We start from the raw sequence: 22,397 nt of genomic DNA, 5'->3' as shown, positions 1-22,397 counted from the left end.
AGCCCCCACCCGTCGCTTGGCTCAAGAATAGTCATTCGCCCGGAAACGGGGGAACGGCGATCACCCGGCCACCGCGTAGATCACGAGGTTGTCCTTGTATGACCGCAGGCTGTGATCGAAAACCCCACCGCACGTGATGAGGCGGAGCTGGCGGTCCGGTGTGGGGGCGTACACCCGATCGGTCGGGAATTTGCTCTTCGGGTACCAGGCGGTCGACGTGACCGTGAAGGTGATGGTCTTGGCGCCGCGCACCACCTCGATGCGGTCACCCTTCTGCATCTCGCGGAGCTTGTAGAAGACGGCCGGTCCTCGCTTCGAGTCGACGTGGCCGGCGACGACCGCGGGGCCGGTGTCGCCCGGGAGCGTGCCGCCGGAGTAGAAGCCGGCCTTGGCGAAGTCCTTCGGCGGGGTCAGGGCGCCGTCCGGGCCGAGGCGCAGCGTCTCCAGCGGGGTGTCGACGCCGATCGCCTTCACCATCAGCCGGGTCGGCGTGCCGGAATAGGTCGGGTTGAGCGCGGCGAACGGGTCCGGCGCGCTGCCGTCGGCCGGCACGGCGAACGGCGCCTCGTCGCTGGCGCTCGAGGCGGCGACGGAGGGCGCGGACTGGGGCAATCCGGTCCAGCGGCCCACGTCGTCGGTGGCCGGCTGCTCCTTGAGGGCCACGTAGGCCGTGCCCGCGACGAACGCCGCCACGACCCCGGCGATCACGGGAATGAGCGCGCGCCGGCCGAAACGGCGGAGCTTTCCTGGTTTCGGCGGCACCGGGGAATTCGGAGCCGAGCTCACATCGGATGGGTCATCATCGTCGTGAGCAGGCCCGGCCGAGCCGCCCGCCGCAACGCGCGAGCAGTCGCTCGCATCCTCGTCGTCGAGAAGGGCAGGCTCGACGGGATGCGACGCGTTCACAGAAGGTGACGCTACGGCGGAAGGCGATGCGCTCGCGGCGCTAGGTGACGCGCCGTCGGAAGGCGATACAGCGACGCTAGGTGACGCGGGAGCGGAAGGTGGTGGACCAACGGCAGATGGCGCGGCGGCGGAAGGCGGCGCGGCGGCTGGGGGTCGCGCGGCGGCTGGGGGCGAAGGACCAGCCGGCGAAGGACGCACCAGCGGCGACAACGGCATGGCCGGCCCGACCCACGGCGACCCATGCGGCGCAGTACCCGGCGACGATCCACCAGCCAACGCCGACGGCGACCGCCCAGGGCTGCGACGCCGAGGCGCCGGCGCCACGTACAACGGCGCGTCACGCAACGCCGGATCGATCGATCCCGGCACATGAGCACGCCCACGCGCGGGGAGCTCGTCGACCGGCTCGACCCGCACCACCGCACGCGCGGTGGGCGGAGGCGTCAGTCCGTCCGGCACCGACGCCTCCGGAGACTCCGCGGTCATGGATCAGACCGCCGGGTCAGACCGTCCGGGGCCGGCGGCGGAGGAAGACCACCAGGCCGGCCGTCAGCACCGCGGCCACGCCCGCCACCGTCAGCGCCATCGGCATCGGCGACTCGGGCTGGGTGCCGCCCACGCCGGTGGCCACGCCGCCCTGCGGCACCTGGCCCTGGCCGCCGGCGTCGATGTGCAGCTCCGGCTTGAGGCCGCCGCCCTTGGCGTCGAGCACCAGCAGCGAGTAGACGCTGCCCGCGCCCAGCGTGCAGGGCAGGCTGCTGCTCCGGCCGCCGCCGCTCGGCTGCACCTTGACCGTCCACTTGCCCGGCTTGACCTGCCGGTAGTCGGTCGTGGTGGCGAATTGGACCCCGTCGGCGATCTTCGGTCCGTCGTTGACGCCGACATCGAGCACGGGTGCGCGTACCGAAGCCTGAATGATCCTGACCTTGGACTCGCCCGGCTTGGGCAGCTTCAGGTCGTCCTGGAGGACGCGGAGCCCCAGGTCCGCGTAGCGACCGACGCCCGCGACCGTGTACGCCTGGCCGCTCTCCACACTGACCTGGGTGGTAAGGACCGGCTTGGTCTTGGGGCTGGCGCCCGCCTTGCGCATGGCGACCGAATACGTGCCTGTCGGAAGTCGCAGGTAGGGCGACATGATGCCGTAGCCGACACCGGGGAACGTCTGCTCCTTACCGCCCGAGGCGGCCTTGAGATAAACGTCCACCTGGGGTGTATCCGGAGAAAGGTGGGCAAGCCGCACGTAGCCGTCATCCGCCGCGGCGGCCGGCGATGCGCTGAAGGCAATGCCCGCGAACACGGCGAGCGCCGCCGCGGCACTGCCGAGGCGCCGTACCTGGGGTTTCGGGGTGAACACGGAGCCTCCTCTGCACTCGGCTGTATGACACATCGAACGCGATCCCTGTCAATGTGCCGCAGACCACGGAACGGCACCATGGTCCGTCCGGTCAGCCGGAAGCGCTGGTCGAAGGTCCTACTCATGCTCGGATGACCGATAGATGACGCCCGGGACAGATGGTCCGACGGCGTCGTGGCGTTCTTGTCGTACCCGAGGAGCACCATGGTTGGCGTGCAGGAAGAGCAGGTGTTGGAGCAGTTCGGGCCGGCCACGAGGGAGTGGTTCCGGGCCGCCTTCGCCGCGCCCACCGCGGCTCAGGCGGGCGCGTGGCGAGCGATCGGCGCGGGGCACCACGCGCTGGTCGTGGCTCCGACCGGTTCCGGCAAAACACTGGCCGCGTTCCTGTGGTCCCTCGACCGGCTGGCCCGCGAGCCCGTGCCCAACGACGCTAAGCAGCGCTGCCGCGTCCTTTATGTCAGCCCGCTCAAGGCCCTGGCGGTCGATGTCGAGCGCAACCTGCGCGCGCCGCTGACCGGCATCCGGCAGGCGTCCGGCCGGCTCGGTGTGCCGCCGCCCGACATCACCGTCGGCATGCGTACCGGTGACACCCCGGCCGACGAGCGCCGCAGCTTCCAGCGCACCCCGCCCGATGTGCTGATCACCACACCGGAATCGCTGTTCCTGATCCTGACCTCGGCCGCCCGCGAGTCGCTGCGCGGCGTCGAGACCGTGATCATCGACGAGGTCCACGCCGTCGCGGCCACCAAGCGCGGCGCCCACCTGATGCTCTCTCTCGAACGGCTCGACGCGCTGCTGCCCAAGCCGGCGCAGCGGGTGGGTCTGTCCGCGACGGTCCGGCCGATCGACGACACCGCCCGCTTCCTCGGCGGCGCACACCAGGTTGAGATCGTGCAGCCGCCCAGCGCCAAGACGATCGAGGTCGAGGTGCAGGTGCCGGTCGAAGACATGACCCGGCTCGACGAGGCTCCCGAGGAAGATCCAGACAACCCCGATGGGGTACGCCGTCAGCCGTCGATCTGGCCCGCGGTGGAGGAACGGGTGCTCGACCTCATCGAGGCCCACCGCTCGACGATCGTGTTCACCAACTCCCGCCGCGGCGCCGAACGGCTGTGCGCCCGCATCAACGAGCTGGCCGTCGAGCGTGCCGGTGAGCCGCCACCCGAGGCGAGCCGGCTGCCCGCCGAGATCATGGCCCAGGCCGGCGGCACGCGCGGCGCCGACCCGATCGTCGCCCGCGCCCATCACGGCTCGGTGTCCCGTGAGGAACGCAAACAGATCGAAGAGGCGCTGAAGTCCGGCCGGCTGCCCGCCGTCGTCGCCACCTCGAGCCTCGAGCTGGGCATCGACATGGGCGCGGTCGACCTGGTCGTGCAGATCGAGGCGCCGCCGTCGGTCTCGGCCGGGCTGCAGCGCATCGGCCGGGCCGGCCACCAGGTCGGCGCCGTGTCCCGTGGCGTCGTCTTCCCCAAACACCGCGGTGACCTGGTCTCCTGCGCGGTGGTGTCGGAACGGATGACCGAGGGCGCGATCGAAGAGCTGCGTTACCCGCGCAACCCGCTCGACGTGCTGGCCCAGCAGGTCGTGGCCATGGTCGCGCTGGACGCCTGGCAGCTCGACGACCTGGCGGCCCTGGTCCGGCGGGCGGCCCCGTTCGCCGAGCTTCCCGACTCGGCCCTGCGGGCGGTGCTCGACATGTTGTCCGGGCGCTACCCGTCGACCGCCTTCGCCGAGCTGCGCCCGCGCCTCGTCTGGGACCGCGGCACCGACCAGCTCACCGGCCGGCCGGGCGCACAGCGGCTGGCCGTGACCAGCGGCGGCACCATCCCCGACCGGGGCATGTTCGGGGTCTTCCTGGCCGGCTCCGAGAAGGCCTCGCGGGTCGGTGAGCTCGACGAGGAGATGGTGTACGAGTCCCGCGTCGGCGACGTCTTCCTGCTCGGTTCGACGTCCTGGCGGATCGAGGACATCACGCCCGACCGGGTGCTGGTCACGCCCGCCCCGGGCGCCCCGGCCCGCATGCCGTTCTGGAAGGGCGACGCGCTCGGCCGCCCGGTCGAGCTGGGCCGGGCCATCGGCGCCCGGCTCCGCACCCTGTCCAGGGCCGACGACGACAAGGCGACCGCCTCGCTGCGCGCCGCGGGCCTCGACGAGTGGGCGGCCGGCAACCTGATCGCCTACCTGCGCGAACAGCGCGAGGCGACCCGTCACCTGCCCGACGACCGTACGATCGTGGTCGAGCGCTTCCGCGACGAGCTGGGCGACTGGCGGATGACCGTGCACTGTGTCCTCGGCGCGCGGGTGAACGCGCCCTGGGCGCTCGCGATCGCCCGCCGGCTGGGTGAGCGCTACGGCGTCGACGGCCAGGTCATGCCCTCCGACGACGGCATCGTGGTGCGCCTGCCGGACACCGCCGAGGAACCGCCGGGCGCCGATCTGGTGGCCTTCGACCCCGAGGAGATCAGCCAGCTGGTCGAAGAGTCGGTGGGTACGTCGGCGCTGTTCGCGTCCCGGTTCCGCGAGTGTGCCGCCCGGTCGCTGCTGCTGCCCCGCCGCGACCCGCGCCGGCGCCAGCCGCTCTGGCAACAGCGCCAGCGGTCGGCGCAACTGCTCGACGTGGCGCGCGAGTTCGCCGACTTCCCGGTCACCCTCGAGGCCGCCCGCGAGTGCCTGCAAGACGTCTTCGACCTGCCCGGCCTGGTCGGGCTGATGCGCGAGATCGCGGGCCGCAAGGTCCGGCTGGTCGAGACCGAGACGCCGCGGCCGTCGCCGTTCGCCCGGTCACTGCTTTTCGGGTACGTCGGAGCGTTCCTCTACGAGGGCGACGCACCGCTGGCCGAGCGCCGGGCCGCCGCCCTGGCCCTCGACTCCACCCTGCTCGGCGAGTTGCTGGGCCGGGTCGACCTGCGCGAGCTGCTCGACCCGGCGGTGGTGACCGAATCGGAACAGCAGCTGCAGTGGCTGACCCCACAGCGGACGCCACGCGACGCCGAGGACGCCGCCGAGCTGCTGCGGCTGCTGGGCGACCTGTCCGACGCCGCGCTCGCGGCCCGGCATGTCGACCTGGAATGGGTGCGTTCTCTCGAGGCGGCCCGCCGGGCGCTGCGGGTGCGCGTCGCCGGTGAGGAACGCTGGATCGGCATCGAGGACGCGGGCCGCTACCGCGACGCGCTGGGCGTGGCGTTACCGGTGGGCGTGGCCGAGGCCTACCTGGAACCGGTCGCCGATCCCCTCGGTGACCTGGTCGCTCGCTACGCGCGTACCCATGGGCCGTTCGCCGCCGCGACGTGTGCGGCGCATTTCGGGCTCGGTGTGTTCGTGGTCGAGCAGGCGTTGAAGCGGCTGAGCGCGACCGGCCGGGTGGTCAGCGGCGAGTTCTCGCCCGAGGGCGCGGGCGCCGAGTGGTGCGACGCCGAGGTGCTGCGCCTGCTGCGCCGCCGGTCGCTGGCCGCGCTGCGCCGTGAGATCGAGCCGGTGCCGCCGAAGGTGCTGGCCGCGTTCCTGCCCCGCTGGCACCAGGTGGGCGGCAACGCGCGCGGCGTCGACGCGGTCGCGGCCACGGTCGAGCAGTTGCAGGGCCTCGCGGTACCGGCGTCGGCCTGGGAACGGCTGGTGCTGCCGGCGCGGGTCGCCGACTATTCACCGGCGATGCTCGACGAACTGACCGGGTCGGGTGAGCTGGTGTGGGCCGGCGCCGGCTCGGTGGGTGGCAACGACGGGTGGATCACGCTGGCGTACGCCGAAACGGCGCCCCTCCTGCTGCCACCTCCGGATGACGAGCTGGCGCTGACCCCGCTGCATCAGTCGGTGCTCGAGACGCTGGGCGACGGGCAGGCGCTGTTCTTCCGGTCGCTCTCCGACCGGGTGGGCTCGACCGACGACCCGGCCCTGACGTCCGCGGTGTGGGACCTGGTCTGGGCCGGACACCTGACCAATGACACGTTCGCGCCGCTGCGGGCCCTGCTCGGCAGCAGCGGCGCCCACCGTGCGAAGGCCGCGCCGGCCCGCACCCGCTATCGCCGCCCCGGCCGGTTGGGGCGTGCGGCCATGCCGAGCCGCACCGGCCCGCCCGCGATGGCCGGCCGCTGGTCCCGGCTCCCCGACCGCGATCTCGACCCGACCCGGCGCGCGGCCGCCCTGGCCGACCTGCTGCTGGAACGCCACGGCGTGGTGACCCGCGGCGCGGTCATGTCCGAGGGTGTGACCGGCGGCTTCGCGGCGGTCTACCCCGTGCTCGGCGCCCTGGAGGAACGCGGGGCCGCGCGGCGCGGCTACTTCGTCGAGGGTCTGGGCGCGGCCCAGTTCGCCGTGCCCGGCGCGGTCGACCGCCTGCGCGCACTGGCCGAGCCGGCCGAGCTGACCCGGCGCGCCGGGGTGTCGGCGGTGGTGCTGGCGTCAACCGACCCGGCCAACCCCTACGGCGCGGCGCTGCCGTGGCCCGAACGCGTGGTCGACAGCGGCGACGGCGAAAAGGTCGCCGCCGCCGGCCACCGAGCCGGTCGCAAGGCCGGCGCCTTGGTCGTGCTGGTCGGCGGCGAGCTGGTCATCTACGTCGAGCGGGGCGGCAAGACCCTCCTGTCTTTCCTGGACGACCAGGAGGCACTGATCGCGGCCGGCGAGGGTCTGGCACGGGCGGTGAGGTCCGGGGCGTTGGGGGCGATGTCGGTCGAACGAGCCGACGGCGAATCGGTCAACTCTTCGCCGTTGCGCGACGCCTTGACGGCAGCGGGTTTCCGCGCGACGCCGAGGGGGTTGCGCCTGCGGGGGTGATGTGGCGACTTGGTCCGGTTCGGTGGGGCCGCCCCCGGGGGCCGGAGTGTGTGGTGGGTCAAGGGCCGCCTGGGGTGAGGAGTGGTCAGGCTGGGTCGACGCGAGTTGCGCAAGGGAAGGCGAGCCGCCCCTGACGGGGCCACGCCTGGCGGGGCGAAGCCGCCCCTACTGGTCGCGCCCCGGTGGGCGCGCGGAAAACGCACCGGCCGCACCCAACGAGGCCGAGGCGGCGTGGGCGAGGTGAGGCAGGGGTGCCCTACCGGCTGCGCCGGGTGGATTGGGACGATGGCGGGGCCGTGTCACGATCGTGCGCATGCTGCGGACGTTGGAGATCACTGCGACCATCTCTGTGACTGAGGCGCCGTTTCATAACGTCTACTTCGGGCGCTCGTTCGAGTTGAGCCTTGACTGTTTTGTGTGTGAGCGGCTGGGTCGCACGACCTTTCTCACCGTGGGCGATGAGCGGGCGGTTTGCACGGGGGATCAGGCGCACGGCGGGAGGCACTTCGCTCCGGCACGGGTTGCCGGGTTTGATGCGCTTACCGGGCAGGACCGGAGGTCGCTTCAGGCTGTGGTGCAGCAGTGGTGGGCGCCGTTTCATGACGCCAAGCGCAATCAGGGCTCCAAGCCGCTCGGCACCGGGTGGGTGCGCTTCGACCTGCGCTATCAGTGCCCGGACAACGGTCAGGCCGCCGGACAGGCCAGCATTCAGTCCAATCAGGTTCAGCCGGTCGAGCTGACCTGCAAGCACTGCGAAACCGTCCTGGCCGGCAGCGACCAGATCCCCACCATCGTGGAGCGACCCTAGGCGGCAAGCACGCCCTCTCCACACCGGGCGGGGTGATAGGGAGCAAGGCAGAGGCCACGGAACAGGACCCGGGCGGGGCGGCAGGGCCACAGAACAGGATCCGGCGGATCGCGACCGGGGTACGGGCCACGTCTCGCCAGGCCGGCGTCTGGTTCCGGGGGGCGACCGGAGCGAGGCAGTGGCCACGAACAGGACCCGGGCGGGACGCGGCGAGGGCTCGGGCCGCGTCAGGGGACGGGGCGCGGCAAGGGCTCGGCCGCGTCAGCGGCGGGCGCAACCACTCACCAGCACGTCGCAGGGAGGGTGGCCGCGGAAGCGAAGCGTGCGGCCGCCCGGACCGACCTCGGCGGGAGCAGCGGTCCGCACCACCCGCCCCGCTACGACCGGCAGTTGATCTGGATCTTGAGGGGCCGCTCTAGGAGAGCTGGGGCGCGACGCCGGAGGCGACCAACTCGAGGTGGTGCAGGTCGGACAGGTCGAGTGTCTGCAGGAACATGCGACCGGCGCCCGCCTCGCCCCATCGGCCGAGTTTGTCGACCACCTCGTCGACCGTGCCGGCCACGGCGTCGCCGGCTGTGCGCAGGTCGTCGACGCTGCGGCCGATCGCGTTCGCGCGATGCGCCAACTCGGCCTCGTCGCGGCCGACGCAGAGGACGACGGCCGCGGAGAAGGCTGGCGCCGAAGTGCGGCCGGCCGCTGTGCACGCCTCGCGTACCAGGTCGAACAGGGCCGACGCCTCCGTGAGGGAGCTGAACGGGGCGTTGAACTCGTCGGCGAAGCGGGCGGCCAGGGCGGGCGTCCGCTTCTTGCCCTTGCCGCCGACGATGACCGGCGGCCGCGGGGTCTGCACCGGCTTGGGCAGCGCCGGCGAGTCGGCGAGCTGGTAATGCCGGCCCTGGAACGTGTAGGGGCCATCGGCGGTCCACAGGCCGGTGACGATCTCGAGCTGCTCCTCCAGGCGGTCCAACCGCTCGCCGGTCGGCGGGAAGGGAATGCCGTACGCGGTGTGCTCGCGCTCGAGCCAGCCGCCGCCGAGGCCCAGCTCGACGCGGCCGCCGCTCATCTCGTCGACCTGGGCGACGCTGATGGCCAGCGGGCCGGGCAGGCGGAACGTGGCCGACGAGACCAGGGTGCCGATGCGGATGCGGGACGTCTGCACGGCGATGGCCCCGAGCGTCACCCACGAGTCGGTCGGGCCGGGAAGGCGGTCGTCGGAGGCGGAGTTGCCGGTGAAGTGGTCGCTCCGGAAGAAGCCGTCGAAGCCCAGGTCTTCGCTCAGCTGGGCGACCCGCCGCTGCTGGTCGTAGGTGGCGCCGAGCTGGGGCTCGATGAAGGTGACGAGACGCATGATCACCAGCCTGCCACAAAGTCGGGAACCCTCCCCAGCACTCTGTGTGCGCAGACGATAACGTTGACGACCATGGGTCGCTTTGGATGGATCAGCCTCACCACCGACTACGGCACCTTCGACGGATTCGTGGCGGCGTGTCACGGCTCCATCGCCCGCATCGCGCCGGATGTGCGTGTCATCGACGTCACCCACCACGTGCCGCCGGCCGATGTCACCCGCGGCGCGCACGTGCTGGCGCAGACCGCCCCCTACCTGCCCGAGTCGGTGCACTGCGCGGTCGTCGACCCGGGTGTCGGCACCGCCCGCCGCGGCCTGGCCATCGCCACCCCGAGCGGTGTGCTGGTCGGCCCGGACAACGGCCTGCTGATCCCGGCGGCCGAGGCGCTCGGCGGCATCGACACGGTGGTGGAGCTGTCCAACAAGGACTGGTTCCTCGGCGACCTGTCACGCACCTTCCACGGGCGGGACCTCTTCGCGCCGGCCGCCGCCCGGATCGCGCTGGGCGCCGACCTGGCCGACGCCGGCCCGCCGGTGGACGTGACCACGCTGGTCCGGCTGCCCGCCCCGGTGGTGTCGCTGGGCGACGGCTACGTCGAGGCCGAGGTGCTGACCGTCGACCGCTTCGGCAACGTGCAGCTCGCCGCGACCGGTGGCGCGCTCGACGGCCTGGGCCATGACCTGGTCCTCAACGGTGGGGTGCGGGCCCGGCGCGGCGCCACGTTCGCCGATGTCGAGCAGGGCGATCTACTGGTGTACGAGGACTCGGCCGGCCAGGTGGCCATCGCGGTGAACAACGGCCGCGCCGTCGTCGTCCTGTCGGTCATGCCGGGCGACCTGGTCCGGGTGTCGAACCGGTGACGTGGCGCGGCGTTCGGGTCACCCGCTGACGCGGTGGTGGACCCAGACGTTGGGCTCCACGTAGACCGCTGTGTCGTCGGCCAGCGAGACGTGCACCGGCGCCAGCGCCTGCGGCACGTCCACCGGCCCGTCGGTGTCGAACGGCAGCCCGGTCCACTCCCGCCACTGGGCGAGGCTTCCGGTCATCACCATGCTGCTCGGGGCCACGTTGACGATCCGGCCGCCGGCGCGCACGTGCACCCTCAGCCACGGGTCGACCGGCAGGCCGTCGGGGCGCGTGCGGTGGGCGTACTCGCGGATGGGCCCGGACCGGCCGGTGGGCCGGACCGGCGCGATCAGGTCCCGGAAGCCGAACCGGGCCACGTTGTCACGCATCGCGCCGAGCATCACCGAGGAGAGCCCGCGGCCGCGCATGTCGGGCCGGATCAGGATCTCCAGCGCCGAGGCGATGGTCGGCGTCGCCCCGCTGAGCCGGTCGTGCGCACTGCGCTGGATGGCCCAGTCCCAGCCGCCGTCGGGAAGCGGCCCGTCGATCGCATACGCGAGTGGCACCGAATGCGCCTTGGCCATGGGACGCCCCGACGAACGGTCCACCGCGAGCAGGCAGTGCGCCGCGAAGTGGTCACGGAGGTAGCCGAAGTAGAGGTCGCCGGTGGGGTCCTGCGTCATGAAGGGGGGCCAGAAGCCGTCGAGTTCCTCCCACACCGCCCAGAGCGAAGGGTCATCCGCCAGGGACGTTATGTCGAGGTCCATCAGGGCAGGATAGGGAACATGCCGGAGGGCGACACCGTATATAACACCGCGCGCGTGCTGGAACGCGCGATCGTCGGCGAGGTGCTGACCAAGTCGGACTTCCGCGTGCCTCAGCTCGCGACGACCGATCTGTCCGGGTGGACGGTGGCGGAGTCGGCCAGCCGCGGCAAGCACCTGCTGCTCCGCCTGCAGAACGGCGACAAGAAGTACACCCTCCACTCCCACCTGCGGATGGACGGCGCCTGGCGGGCCTATCGCCCCGGCGAACGCTGGACCGCCCGCCCGGCCCACCTGATCCGCGTCGCGCTGCACACCCGGAAGGCCGTCGCGGTCGGCTACCACCTGCACGAGGTGGCGCTCTACCCCACCGCCGACGAGTCGCAGCTCGACCACCTCGGCCCCGACCTGCTCGGCGCCGACTGGGACGCGGACGAGGCGGCCCGTCGGATCGCCGCGCAACCCGACCTGACCATCGCCGAGGCGCTCCTCGACCAGCGCAACCTGGCCGGCGTCGGCAACCTCTACAAGGCCGAGACGCTGTTCCTGCGCGGCGTCTGGCCGTGGCGGCCGGTCCGCGACGTCGACGACCTGACGGGCATGGTCACCCTGGCCCAGAAGCTGGTCGCCAACAACAAGGGCCGGTGGACCCAGACCACGACCGGTTCGCTGCGGCGCGGTGAGACCAGTTACGTGTACGGCCGGAAGGCCCAGCCCTGCCGCCGCTGCGGGACGGCCATCCGCAAGGCCGAACTGGGCGAACGCGTGACCTACTGGTGCCCCTACTGCCAGCCCGAACCGGGCTCAGGCGGCGCTTGAGTTGCCGTACCGGCGCAGCTCGGACAGGCCGTCGGCCAGACCCCGCAGCCGGTCGGTCGCCTCGATCAGCCGGAAGAAGCTCGGGTGCCGGTCGTCGGCGATCGGCTGCCCGTCTTCGGCCACCCAGCTCGCGGCGGCCGAGACCAGCCGCTCGTAGGCGGTCACCCCGTCGGTGAACTGGGCCGACAGGCTCTCGTGCGAGGTGCGCAACGCGTCCTGCTGGTCGGCGGGGCTGAGCGGGATGGCCCGCTCGACGCTCGCCGCCCGGTGGCCCAGGTCGCGCAGCCACTCCTCGGCCGACGCCGCCTCGAGGACCGCCTCGGAGCCGGGGCCGGTGAGCCGGGTGCTCAGTTGGTGGAGCGTGCCGCTCGCGCCGTCGAGCCGGTCCCAGGACTTGGCCACGGCCGAGCCCCGCAGCGCATACCGCTCGCGCTGCCGGCGGACCTCGTTGAGCACGTTCTTGCCGGCCGGGAACCGCTCGACCGCGGCGACCAGCTTGGCCCCGGGCAGCTGCGGCGGCGGGGCCGGCGGCGCTTCGATCGCCGCCAGCTCCCGATGGTCACGATGTCGCCAGACGGCCAGCGCGACCGAGCCGCCGGCCGCGGCGGCCCAGATCGCGTCGGGGATGCCAATTCCCGCGTACGGCGTAAGGACGGCGGTTGCCGCGGCCAGGCCGCCACCGATGACGCTCCAGCGCCTCGCCGCGCTGCGCAACCTGCGCAGCCGGCGGAAGTAGCGGGTCCGCTCGTCCATCGCCGGTCAGCCCGCCGCTGAGGTGTCGCCGCGCTGCTTGTTCATGCTGGCGCGGATCTCGTCGAGACGGGCCACGCTGGCCGGGTCGGAGGCCGGAGCCGCCTGCGCCTGCGTGCCCTGCTCGACCGCCGGGGTGCCCGGCTTGGCCCCAAGCTGGTCACCGGCCATCGAGGCCCGGATCTGCTCGAGCCGGGACGAGCCGGCCATGTCGAGGCTCGACTTCTGCACCTCGAGCATGCGGCCCTCGACCGAGTTGGAGGCCAGCTCGGCGCGACCCATCGCGTCGGCGTACCGCCGCTCGATCTTGTCGCGCACCTCGTCGAGCGACGGGGTGTTGCCGGGCGCCGCGAGCGACGACATCGACTCGAGCGACCGCGCCACGGTCTCCTGCATCTTGGCCTGTTCGAGCTGGCTGAGCAGGCGGGACCGCTCGGCGATGCGCTGCTGGAGCACCATCGCGTTGTTCTCGACCGCCTTGCGCGCCTGGCCGGCCGCGGAGAGCGCCTGGTCGTGGAGGGTCTTGAGGTCCTCCATCGACTGCTCGCCGGAGACCAGCTGGGTGGCCAGCGTCGTGGCCGTGGCTTCGTACTTCTGGGCCTCGGCCTCGTCACCCCCGGCCCGCGCCCGGTCGGCCAGCACGAGCGCCTGCCGGGCCATGCCCTGCAGCTTCTCGACCTCGGACATCTGCCGGGACAGCTTCATCTCGAGCTGACGCTGGTTGCCGATGACCGCGGCGGCCTGTTGGACGAGCGCCTGGTGCTGGCGCTGGGCGTCCTCGATCGCCTGCTGGATCTGGACCTTCGGGTCTGCGTATTCGTCGATCTTCGCGCCGAAGAGCGCCAGAAAGTAACGCCAGCCCTTGACGAACGGGTTCGCCATATCGCCGATTCTCCTCTATGTCGCTCTGGTCGGCCCGATGGATGCGTCCCATGGTTGCAGGCCATTGCCACCGTCGTCACGTGACCTCAGGGAGTTATCAGGGTCTCCCCTGGGCCCTCCGGTATCGAGGCTACGCCTGGTGACGCACACGAGCGATCCCGAGGATCAGGCGGCGTAGATCATGTCGCGGCCACGCTTGCGCGTCGTCCGCAGAGTCGCCTTGAGCGGCGAATCCTGGCGCACCGAAACCTGGACGTTCCCGTCGGCGACCTTCTCGACGGACTGCTGCTCAGGGACGGGGCTCAGCACGCCCTCCATGCCCTCGGCGATGGACAGCGTGTTGCTGACATCACTCAGCACCTCGGACAGGTGAGCGCCCAGGGCGTCACAGATCGCGGCGAGCAGCTCGCTCGACGCTTCTTTCTGCCCGCGCTCGATCTCGGAGAGATAACCCAGGCTGACGTTGGCGGCGGTGGACACCTCGCGCAGAGTGCGGTGCTGTCCTTGCCGGCGCGCCCGAAGTGCGTCACCGATAACCCGGCGTAGCAGGACCATGGCACCTCCTCCTGCGGCGGGGCCACCGGCATCCGCCGGAGGCTTCCCGCAACCGTACCCGCTGTGAGCCACGCCGACATACCGCCCCGCCGAAATCCGGAACCGGGCCCGCCTGGCACCCACGGCACAACGATCTCTGTGATAACGCCATTCCCGCAGGCCGCGCCTAGGCGGGTGGGCCGGCGCGGTCAACCTGGGTGACGAGGAGGTTTAACACCGCTGTCACGCTTCCGGCGCGGATCGCGGCCCGATCACCGGTCAGGTGAAGCTCCTCGACGGCCGAGGCGCCCGGCCCGGCGACGGCGACATAGACCAGCCCGACCGGTTTGCCGCCCTGCGGATCGGGTCCGGCGACTCCCGTGGTGGCCATCCCCCAGTCGGCGCCGCAACGCGAGCGGGCGCCCCCGGCCAGCGCGAGCGCGACGTCCGGATCCACCGGGCCGCGGTCGTCCAGCAGAGCCGATGAGACACCGGCCAGGACGTGCTTGAGGTCGGTCGCGTAAACCACCAGACCGCCCCGGAAGACCGCGCTGACCCCGGGCACCTCGACGAACGTGCTGGCCAGCGCGCCGCCGGTGAGCGACTCGGCGGTCGCCACGGTCTCGCGTCGCGCGATCAGCCGGGTCACCGCCTCGGCCACGAGGGTCACGCGCGACCGCGCCGCAGCCGCAACGCCTGGAGCACGTAGTCGACGCCGGTGACGAGGGTCACCACGAGCGCGACGCCCATCAGCCAGGGCCCGACCAGGTGCAGCGGCGCCGGCATCGGCAGCAGGTACCAGGCGATGGCCGCGATCTGCAGCGCCGTCTTGAGCTTGCCGCCGCGGCTGGCCGGGATGATCCCGTACCGGATGACCCAGAAGCGCAGCGCCGTCACCCCCCACTCGCGCACCAGGATCGCGATCGTGACCCACCAGGCCAGGTCGCCGTAGAGCGACAGCAGGACCAGCGCGGTGCCGGTCAGCGCCTTGTCGGCGATCGGGTCGGCCACCTTGCCGAACGAGGTGATCATCGAGTAGCGGCGGGCGATCCACCCGTCCGCGAAGTCGGTCGCCGAGGCCACACAGAAGGTCAGGCAGGCCACGATCCGCCAGCCGGGGTGGACCATCTCGGACACCACCACGGTGACCACGAAGATCGGGACCAGGATGATCCGGACCAGCGTGAGGACATTCGCCGGGTTCAGCAGCGGGACGACCGCCGGCACCGGCTTTTCGGTCACTTCGCGGCCGCGGAGATCATCTCGAACGGGACCGCGACGAGGTCGACGCCCTCGGTCGCGGTGACCCGCGCCTTGACCAGGTCGCCGGGGCGCAGCACGGCCAGGTCGACGCCCGAGTCCCCGGCGACCAGGGTGGTCGAACCGTCGACCTCCGGAGCCTGGTGCTCGGCCCGGCCCTCGACCTCGCCGTCGGCGAGCGAATCGACCAGCACCTCGACGGTGGAGCCCAGCCGCTCCTCGGCCCGCTGGGTGCACAGCTCGTCGGCCAGCGCCGTGATCCGGTCGTACCGCCGCTTGATCGTGTCTTTGCGCACCTTGCCGGTCATGCCGGCGGCCTCGGTGCCGTCCTCGTCGCTGTAGTCGAAGATGCCGATCGCATCCAGGCGCGCCGACGACAAGAAGCGCACCAGCTCCTCGAAATCGGCCTTGGTCTCGCCGGGAAAGCCGACGATGAAGTTGCTCCGGGCGCCGGCGCTCTCTTTCAGCGCACGCGCGGATGCGAGGAGATCCAGGAACTTCGACGTGGAGCCGAACCGGCGCATCCGGCGCAGCACCGGCTCGCTGGAGTGCTGGAAGGAGAGGTCGAAGTACGCCGCGACGCCGGGCGTGGTGGCGATCGCCTCGACCAGGCCGGGCCGGGTCTCGGCGGGCTGCAGGTAGCTGGCCCGCACCCGCACGATGCCGTCCACCGCGGCCAGCTGGGGCAGCAGCTTCTCGAGGGCCCGGGGATCGCCCAGATCCTTCCCGTACGACGTGCTGTTCTCACTCACCAGCACCAGCTCGCGCACCCCGGTCTTGGCCAGCCACTCGGCCTCGGCCAGCAGCTCCTGGGGGTCACGGGAGACGAACGCGCCGCGGAAGGCCGGGATCGCGCAGAACGCGCAGCGCCGGTCGCAGCCGCTGGCCAGCTTGAGCGACGCCACCGGGCCGCTGTCGAGCCGGCGGCGCAGCACCTGGCGCAGGTGGGCCGGGGTGTGCTCGTCGACCGTAGCGTGCCCGGGCACCACCACCTTGGCCGACTGGCGCTGCACCGGGGTCAGGGGCAGCAGCTCGCGCCGGTCGCGCGGGGTGTGCGCGTCGAACCGCTCGCCGGCCAGCACGCCGTCGAGGCGGGCGGCGATGTCGGTGTAGTCGTCGAAGCCGAGCACCGCCTGGGCTTCCGGGAGCGAAGCGGCCAGCTCCTTGCCGTACCGCTCGGCCATGCACCCGGCCGCGACCACCTTGGCCCCGGTCTCGGACGCGGCGAGCAGCGTCTCGATCGAGTCCTGTTTCGCCTTCTCGACGAAGCCACAGGTGTTGACCAGCACCACGTCGGCCCCGTCGGCATCGGTGCTGACCTGCCAGCCGCCCGCGTCGAGGCGGGCCGCGAGTTCCTCGGAGTCGACCTCGTTACGGGCACAGCCGAGGGTGAGCAGGGCAACACGGCGCGGAGCGGGTGAGACGGACACCTCAAGAGCGTACCGGGCGGGCGGTCAGTCCCCATCCACCCGCAGGGTGGCCAGGGTCTCCTCCAACTCGTCCGGCTTGACCAGCACCTCGCGCGCCTTGGAGCCCTCGGACGGCCCGACGATGCCCCGGGTCTCCATCAGGTCCATCAGCCGGCCGGCCTTGGCGAAGCCCACCCGCAGCTTGCGCTGGAGCATCGAGGTGGAGCCGAACTGGGAGGTCACGACCAGTTCGATGGCCTGGATCAGCACCTCCAGGTCGTCGCCGACCTCCTCGTCGATCTCCTTCTTCTTGCTCGGCGGGGCATCCGTGACGCCGGTGGCGAACTCGGCCTCGCGCTGGTCCTTGCAGAACTTGACGACCGCCGCGATCTCTTTCTCGTCGACCCAGGCGCCCTGGATGCGGACCGGCTTGCTCGCGCCCATCGGCAGGAACAGGCCGTCGCCGCGGCCGAGCAGCTTCTCGGCGCCGGGCTGGTCGAGGATGACCCGGGAGTCGGCCAGCGACGAGGTGGCGAAGGCCAGCCGGGACGGCACGTTGGCCTTGATCAGGCCGGTCACCACGTCCACGGACGGCCGCTGGGTGGCCAGGACCAGGTGGATGCCGGCCGCCCGGGCCAGCTGGGTGATCCGCACCACGCTGTCTTCCACGTCCCGCGGCGCGACCATCATCAGGTCGGCCAGCTCGTCGACGATCACCAGCAGATAGGGGTACGGCTTCATCACGCGCTCGCTGCCCGGCGGCGCCACGATCTCGCCGGAGCGGACCTTGCGGTTGAAGTCGTCGACGTGCCGGACCCCGTTGGCGGCCAGGTCGTCGTAGCGCATGTCCATCTCGCGGACCACCCACTCGAGGGCGTCGGCCGCCTTCTTGGGGTTGGTCACGATCGGCGTCACCAGGTGTGGAATGCCCTCGTAGGAGGTCATCTCGACCCGCTTGGGGTCGACCAGCAGCAGCCGCACCTCGTCCGGGGTGGCCCGGGTCAGGATCGACACCAGCAGCGAGTTGAGGCAGGACGACTTGCCGGCGCCGGTCGCGCCCGCGATCAGGATGTGCGGCATCTTGGCCAGGTTGGCCACCACGAAGCCGCCCTCGATGTCCTTGCCCAGCGCGACCAGCATCGGATGGTGATCACCGGTGGCCGCCCGGGAGCGCAGCACGTCGCCGAGCGACACGTTCTCCGGGTCGGTGTTCGGGATCTCCACGCCGACCGCGCTCTTGCCCGGGATCGGCGACAGGATGCGCACGTCGGGGCTCTTCACCGAGTACGCGATGTTGCGGGAGAGCTGGGTGATCCGCTCGACCTTCACACCCGGGCCGACCTCGACCTCGTAGCGGGTGACCGTCGGGCCGCGGGTGAACCCGACCACCTGCGCGTCGATGTTGAACTGGTCGAACACGCCGGTGAGCGCGGTCATCACCTCGTCGTTGGCCTTGCTCCGGGTCTTCGCCGGGCTGCCCTTGCCGAGCAGGTCCGGCGGGGGCAGGCGGTAGTCGCCCGGCAGCGACGAGATGTCGAGCTGCTCGGCCCGGGTCGGCAGCGGCTCGGAATGCTCGGGCGGGGCCGGCGCCGGGGGCTTCCGCGACTTCGGCAGCACGATCGTGTCGTGCACGATCGGGTCTTCCTCGGGCTCGTCGGCCAGCCCGATGTCGGCCAGCGACCCTTGCCGGCGGCGAGCGGGGCGGCGGGTCCGGGCCGGTTCCTCCTCGACCTCGGCCGGCTCCTCGTCCTCGTCGTCGTCCCGGAGGTCGGCCGGAGCCTTCGGCGAACGCCCCATCAGCAGGTCGCCGAGCAGCATCACCCGCTCGGGGATCTTGTTGATCGGCGTCGCCGTGATGACCAGCAGACCGAAGATCAACAGCAGGATCAGCAGGGGTACGGCCACCCAGGCGGTCACCGCGCGCTCGAGCAGGCCGCCGATCGCGTAGCCGATCAGGCCGCCCGCCTTGTCCATCGCGAGGTCGTCCTCGGGCCGCTGCGAGACGTGCAGCAGGCTGGCCGTGGAGACGATGATCGCGCTCCAGCCGACCACCGACCGGCCGCGGTGCTCCGGGTCGGCCGGCTTGCGCATCAGCCGGACGGCGCCGTAGAGCAGCAGCAGCGGGAGCAGCACGGACAGGGCGCCGAAGAAGAGCCGGACCGCGTCGGCCAGCCGGGCGCCGACCGGACCGGCGCTGCCCGCCCAGACCGCGACGCCGACCAGGATGGCCAGGCCGAGCATGAGCAGGCCGCCGCCGTCGCGGCGGTGTTCCGGATCGATGTCCTTGGCCGTGGCCGCCTGCCGGCCGACGCTGCGGGCCACCCAGCCGACGCTGTGCGCCACGCCCATCCACAGGGCGCCGACGCCGCGGACCAGCACGCCCGAGCCGGCCGGCTTGCGGGCCGGGGCCCGCTTGGCCGGCGCGCGGCGGCTGGGCTGACGCACCGGCTGTTTACGGGCACGGGAGGACGCGGCGCCGCGCGTCTTGGACGCGTTCCGGCCCCGGCTCGCCGGAGGAGTACGGCCCGCCATGGTCCTCACGGTAATCGGACGAAGCCCGTCCATCGGTACGCCGCACCGCAGCGCATCGAACATGATGCTGCCCCGCAGCCCGGACGGAGGAGACCGGGGTGCGGGGCAGCCGATCAACCCCTACGGAACGCTGATGCCCATGGTGTAGGTGCCGCTGCCCGACGTGGACGCGACGATGTAGCGGTAGGTGCCGGCCTGGCCGTTGAAGGTCAGGGTCTTGGTGCCGTTCTCGCCCTCGCCCGTGGCGACGGTCCGGAAGCCCTGCCCGGTCCGCTGCTGGAGCACCAGGTCGAAGTCGGCGCCTTCCGGGCTCTGCAGGCAGGCGCTCTGCTCACCGGCGTTGGCCTGGAACGCGCCGCCCTGCGGCTGGAGCTGCGTGGCGCCCTCCCGGCCGATCGAGCTCTGGCCGTTCACCGGCAGGCCGGCGCAGTCGGCCGCCGCGTCGGCCGGGGGCTCCTCCTCGGCCGGCGGGGCCGCCTCGCCCCCGCTGACCAGCAGCGTCAGGTCGTTGGTGGCCAGGATCTCGTTGACCGGCTGGAAGAAGGTGGTGCCGCCGACCGTGCAGTCGCCGGAGCCACCCGAGGTCACACCCTGGGCCTGGTCGCCGGAGAGCCACGAGCCACCCGAGTCGCCACCCTCGGCGCAGACGTCGGTCTGCGTGAGGCCGGTGACCGCGCCCTCGGGGTAGTTCACGGTCTGGTTCTTGGCCTGGATCACGCCGCAGAAGGTGCCGGTGGTGGAACCGGAGCGGCAGACCGGGGCGCCGACCGGCGCCTCGGTGTTGCCGGCCACCGGCAGCAGGTTGCCGTCGAAGTCGTTGACCACCGGCAGCAGCTCGTCGGCGAAGCCGGCGTCGACCGCGACGAAGCCCATGTCGGCGTCACCGGGGAAGACCGAGGCCTGCACGGTGCCCTGGGCGCCACCGTCGATGTCGGTCGTGGTGTCGCCCTCCACCCCGCAGTGACCGGCGGTGACAAACCCGCCCTGCACCGCGAAGCCGATCGAGCAGCGCGCGCTGTTGTTGATGATGTACGGGTCGGCGCCGCGGACGTCGGCCAGCGGCTTGGCCCGCGGGGCGGTCTTCACCGCGACGGCGTCCATGTCCAGGCCGGCGTCCTCGGCGAAGGCCCACGCCGACTTGGTGTCACCGGGCTGGGCCACGACCACGACCTTGTTGGTCGGGGCGTCCACGTACCAACCGGTCAGGTCACCGGCGGCGGACCGCGCCTCGTCCAGCTTCTGCTTGGCCGTGTCCAGCGTCTGAGCGCTGCGCTCGACCAGCACCGGGACGGCGCCGGCCTTCTTCACCAGCGCGGCCTGGTCCTGGCCGGTGACCGCGACCTTCAGCGTCATGCCGTCCTTGGTCAGCCAGGCGCCGCCGTACTCCTTGCCGGTCTGCGCGGCCAGCGTCGACGAGACCCCGCTGGCCCACTTGGCCCGCTTCAGCCGGGCGCGCGCCTGGTCACCGTCGAGGCCCAGATCTCGCTTCATCACGGCGAGCAGCTGCGGGGCGACATCCCCGGCGGCGACCGACTGGGGCGCGCCGCCGGACGGGTTGGTGCCCGCCATCGACGGCAGCGTGAACGCCACCGCCGCTCCGGTCGCCGCTACCGCAACCGCCGCAATGGCGATCCGCTTGCGCTGCATACTCCGCACTCCCCTCGACACGGGCGCCGTGGGGGCGGCGCCGTGACCGGGAATACGGAGATGAGCGTCGTTGGGTTCAAACCTCCACGACAGTGGGCACAATCATCGGCCGCCGTCGATAGGCGTCGTTGACCCAGCGGCCCACCGTCCGGCGGACCACCTGCTGCAGCTGATGCGGGTCGGTGATGCCGTCCTCGGCCGACCGGTGCAGCGCCTGGGTCAGCAGCGGGATGACCGGGCTGAACGCCTCGGGGTCTTCGGAGAAGCCCTTCGCGGAGACGCTGGGCTCGCCGACCACCTTGCCGGTGACCGAGTCGATGACCACGGTGGCCGAGATGAAGCCGCCGTCGCCGAGGATCCGCCGCTCGGTCAGCAGCGACTCGCTGACGTCGCCCACGGCCAGGCCGTCGACGTACACATAACGGCTCTCGATCTTGCCGACGTGGCGGGCGTGGCCCTCGACCAGGTCGACGACGTCGCCGTCCTCGCACAGCACGACCCGGTCGGGCGCGACCCCCGACTCGATGCCGAGCTGAGCGTGCGCGCGCAGGTGTCGCCACTCGCCGTGCACCGGCATCAGGTTGCTGGGGCGGGTCACGTTCAGCAGGTAGAGCAGCTCGCCGGCCGGCGCGTGACCGGAGACGTGCACCTTCGCCGTCTCCTTGTGGACGACGGTGGCGCCCGCCCGGGCCAGCCGGTTGATCACCCGGTAGACCGAGGTCTCGTTGCCCGGCACCAGCGAGCTGGCCAGCACCACGGTGTCGCCGGACTCGATGGCGATGTGCCGGTGGTCGCCGTTGGCCATCCGGCCCAGCGCGCTCATCGGCTCGCCCTGCGACCCGGTGGACATGAAGACCACCTCGTCCGGCGGCAGGCCCATCGCCTCGTCCATGCCGACCAGCAGGCCCTCGGGGATGCGCAGCAGGCCCAGGTCGCGGGCGATGCCCATGTTGCGGACCATCGACCGGCCGATCAGGGCGACCTTGCGCTCGTACTCGTACGCGGCGTCCATCACCTGCTGCACGCGGTGCACGTGCGAGGCGAAGCTGGCCACGATGATGCGGCCGCGGGCCTTGCCGAAGATCGTGGTGAGCACCGGGCCGATCTCACGCTCCGGGGTCACGAAGCCCGGGATCTCGGCGTTCGTCGAGTCGGAGAGCAGCAGGTCGACGCCCTCGGCGCCGAGCCGGGCGAAGCCGGCCAGGTCGGTGATCCGGCCGTCCAGCGGCACCTGGTCCATCTTGAAGTCGCCGGTGTGCAGCACCAGGCCGGCCGGGGTGCGCACGGCGACGGCCAGCGCGTCCGGGATCGAGTGGTTCACCGCGAAGAACTCGCACTCGAACGGCCCGAGCTGCTCGCGGCGGCCCTCCCGCACGGTCAGCGTGTACGGGTCGAGCCGGCGCTCGGCCAGCTTGGCCTCGACCAGGGCCAGCGTGAACTCCGACCCGACCAGCGGGATGTCCGGCTTGTGGGCCAGCAGGTAGGGCACGGCCCCGATGTGGTCTTCGTGACCGTGCGTGAGCACGATCGCCTGTACGTCGTCGAGCCGGTCCAGGATCGACGCGAAGTCGGGCAGGATCAGGTCGACGCCGGGCTGCTCCACATCGGGGAAGAGCACCCCGCAGTCGATGATCAGGATCTTGCCGTCGAACTCGAAGACGGTCATGTTGCGGCCGATCGCACCAAGTCCGCCGAGCGGGATGACGCGAAGCGCACCCTCGGGCAGTGGCGGTGGTGTTTGCAGCTCCACGTGAGCTTGACTCATGT

The 22,397-nt window shown here is 71.9% G+C and carries 17 protein-coding genes; 4 read left to right on the top strand and 13 right to left on the bottom strand.

What is annotated here, in order from left to right; translation table 11 throughout:
• Positions 1-60: 60 nt before the first annotated feature.
• Both AB0O15_RS08075 and AB0O15_RS08070 read right to left on the bottom strand, forming a co-directional pair.
• On the bottom strand, positions 61-708 hold the full coding sequence (locus AB0O15_RS08075; RefSeq protein ID WP_364315589.1) for a sortase: 648 nt from the start codon (positions 706-708) through the stop codon (positions 61-63).
• A gap of 700 nt (positions 709-1,408) precedes the next feature.
• Entirely contained in the window at positions 1,409-2,260 is an 852-nt protein-coding gene (locus AB0O15_RS08070) for a DUF4397 domain-containing protein (protein ID WP_364315586.1), read from the bottom strand.
• 204 nt (positions 2,261-2,464) lie between these two features.
• Here AB0O15_RS08070 and AB0O15_RS08065 point away from each other — a divergent pair, with 204 nt between their 5' ends.
• Positions 2,465-7,030, top strand: a complete 4,566-nt coding sequence (locus tag AB0O15_RS08065; RefSeq protein WP_364315583.1) for an ATP-dependent helicase — start codon at positions 2,465-2,467, stop codon at positions 7,028-7,030.
• A 313-nt stretch (positions 7,031-7,343) separates the two neighbouring features.
• Complete coding sequence (locus AB0O15_RS08060) at positions 7,344-7,838, top strand: hypothetical protein (protein WP_364315580.1); 495 nt, start codon at positions 7,344-7,346, stop codon at positions 7,836-7,838.
• A gap of 415 nt (positions 7,839-8,253) precedes the next feature.
• On the opposite strand, the gene AB0O15_RS08055 is transcribed toward AB0O15_RS08060, so the two are convergent.
• Positions 8,254-9,186 carry a TIGR03560 family F420-dependent LLM class oxidoreductase gene (locus tag AB0O15_RS08055; protein ID WP_364315577.1) on the bottom strand — a complete coding sequence of 311 codons (933 nt, stop codon included), beginning with the start codon at positions 9,184-9,186 and terminating at the stop codon, positions 8,254-8,256.
• Between the two features lie 72 nt (positions 9,187-9,258).
• Here AB0O15_RS08055 and AB0O15_RS08050 point away from each other — a divergent pair, with 72 nt between their 5' ends.
• Complete coding sequence (locus tag AB0O15_RS08050) at positions 9,259-10,047, top strand: SAM-dependent chlorinase/fluorinase (RefSeq protein WP_364315574.1); 789 nt, start codon at positions 9,259-9,261, stop codon at positions 10,045-10,047.
• Between the two features lie 18 nt (positions 10,048-10,065).
• On the opposite strand, the gene AB0O15_RS08045 is transcribed toward AB0O15_RS08050, so the two are convergent.
• Positions 10,066-10,800, bottom strand: coding sequence for an N-acetyltransferase (locus AB0O15_RS08045; protein ID WP_364315571.1), 735 nt, complete (start codon positions 10,798-10,800; stop codon positions 10,066-10,068).
• A gap of 18 nt (positions 10,801-10,818) precedes the next feature.
• Between AB0O15_RS08045 and AB0O15_RS08040 the strand changes: the two genes are divergently transcribed.
• The gene (locus tag AB0O15_RS08040) at positions 10,819-11,616 is read left to right on the top strand and encodes a DNA-formamidopyrimidine glycosylase family protein (RefSeq protein ID WP_364315568.1); all 798 of its coding nucleotides are present in this window, start codon (positions 10,819-10,821) and stop codon (positions 11,614-11,616) included.
• Here AB0O15_RS08040 and AB0O15_RS08035 read toward each other — a convergent pair.
• The 9 genes from AB0O15_RS08035 to AB0O15_RS07995 form a co-directional block, all read right to left on the bottom strand.
• A complete protein-coding gene (locus tag AB0O15_RS08035; RefSeq protein WP_364315565.1) occupies positions 11,602-12,369 on the bottom strand; it encodes a hypothetical protein in 768 nt (255 codons plus the stop codon). The two genes, AB0O15_RS08040 and AB0O15_RS08035, sit on opposite strands and share 15 nt — an antisense overlap.
• A 6-nt stretch (positions 12,370-12,375) precedes the next feature.
• Positions 12,376-13,248 (bottom strand): PspA/IM30 family protein, encoded by an 873-nt coding sequence (locus AB0O15_RS08030; RefSeq protein WP_364315563.1) that lies wholly within the window; start codon positions 13,246-13,248, stop codon positions 12,376-12,378.
• Between the two features lie 165 nt (positions 13,249-13,413).
• The gene (locus tag AB0O15_RS08025; RefSeq protein WP_364315561.1) at positions 13,414-13,803 is read right to left on the bottom strand and encodes a helix-turn-helix transcriptional regulator; all 390 of its coding nucleotides are present in this window, start codon (positions 13,801-13,803) and stop codon (positions 13,414-13,416) included.
• A gap of 166 nt (positions 13,804-13,969) precedes the next feature.
• Positions 13,970-14,452: a CinA family protein gene (locus AB0O15_RS08020; protein WP_364315558.1), complete on the bottom strand. Its 483-nt coding sequence runs from the start codon at positions 14,450-14,452 to the stop codon at positions 13,970-13,972.
• Positions 14,449-15,024, bottom strand: a complete 576-nt coding sequence (gene pgsA, locus AB0O15_RS08015) for a CDP-diacylglycerol--glycerol-3-phosphate 3-phosphatidyltransferase (protein WP_364315556.1) — start codon at positions 15,022-15,024, stop codon at positions 14,449-14,451. Before pgsA ends, AB0O15_RS08020 begins: the two co-directional genes overlap by 4 nt.
• Positions 15,021-16,472, bottom strand: coding sequence for a 30S ribosomal protein S12 methylthiotransferase RimO (rimO, locus tag AB0O15_RS08010; RefSeq protein WP_364315553.1), 1,452 nt, complete (start codon positions 16,470-16,472; stop codon positions 15,021-15,023). The genes pgsA and rimO overlap by 4 nt, the downstream gene beginning before the upstream one ends.
• Positions 16,473-16,496: 24 nt before the next feature.
• A complete protein-coding gene (locus AB0O15_RS08005; protein ID WP_364315551.1) occupies positions 16,497-18,983 on the bottom strand; it encodes a DNA translocase FtsK 4TM domain-containing protein in 2,487 nt (828 codons plus the stop codon).
• Positions 18,984-19,103: 120 nt separating this feature from the next.
• The gene (locus AB0O15_RS08000) at positions 19,104-20,630 is read right to left on the bottom strand and encodes a S1 family peptidase (protein ID WP_364315549.1); all 1,527 of its coding nucleotides are present in this window, start codon (positions 20,628-20,630) and stop codon (positions 19,104-19,106) included.
• A 76-nt stretch (positions 20,631-20,706) separates the two neighbouring features.
• Entirely contained in the window at positions 20,707-22,395 is a 1,689-nt protein-coding gene (locus AB0O15_RS07995) for a ribonuclease J (protein WP_364315546.1), read from the bottom strand.
• Positions 22,396-22,397: the final 2 nt, after the last annotated feature.

This window comes from Actinoplanes sp. NPDC089786, from assembly GCF_040684855.1.
GTDB lineage: Bacteria > Actinomycetota > Actinomycetes > Mycobacteriales > Micromonosporaceae > Actinoplanes.
Note: the sequence above shows the minus strand (reverse complement) of the source record. Positions and strands in the feature narration are given on the sequence as shown.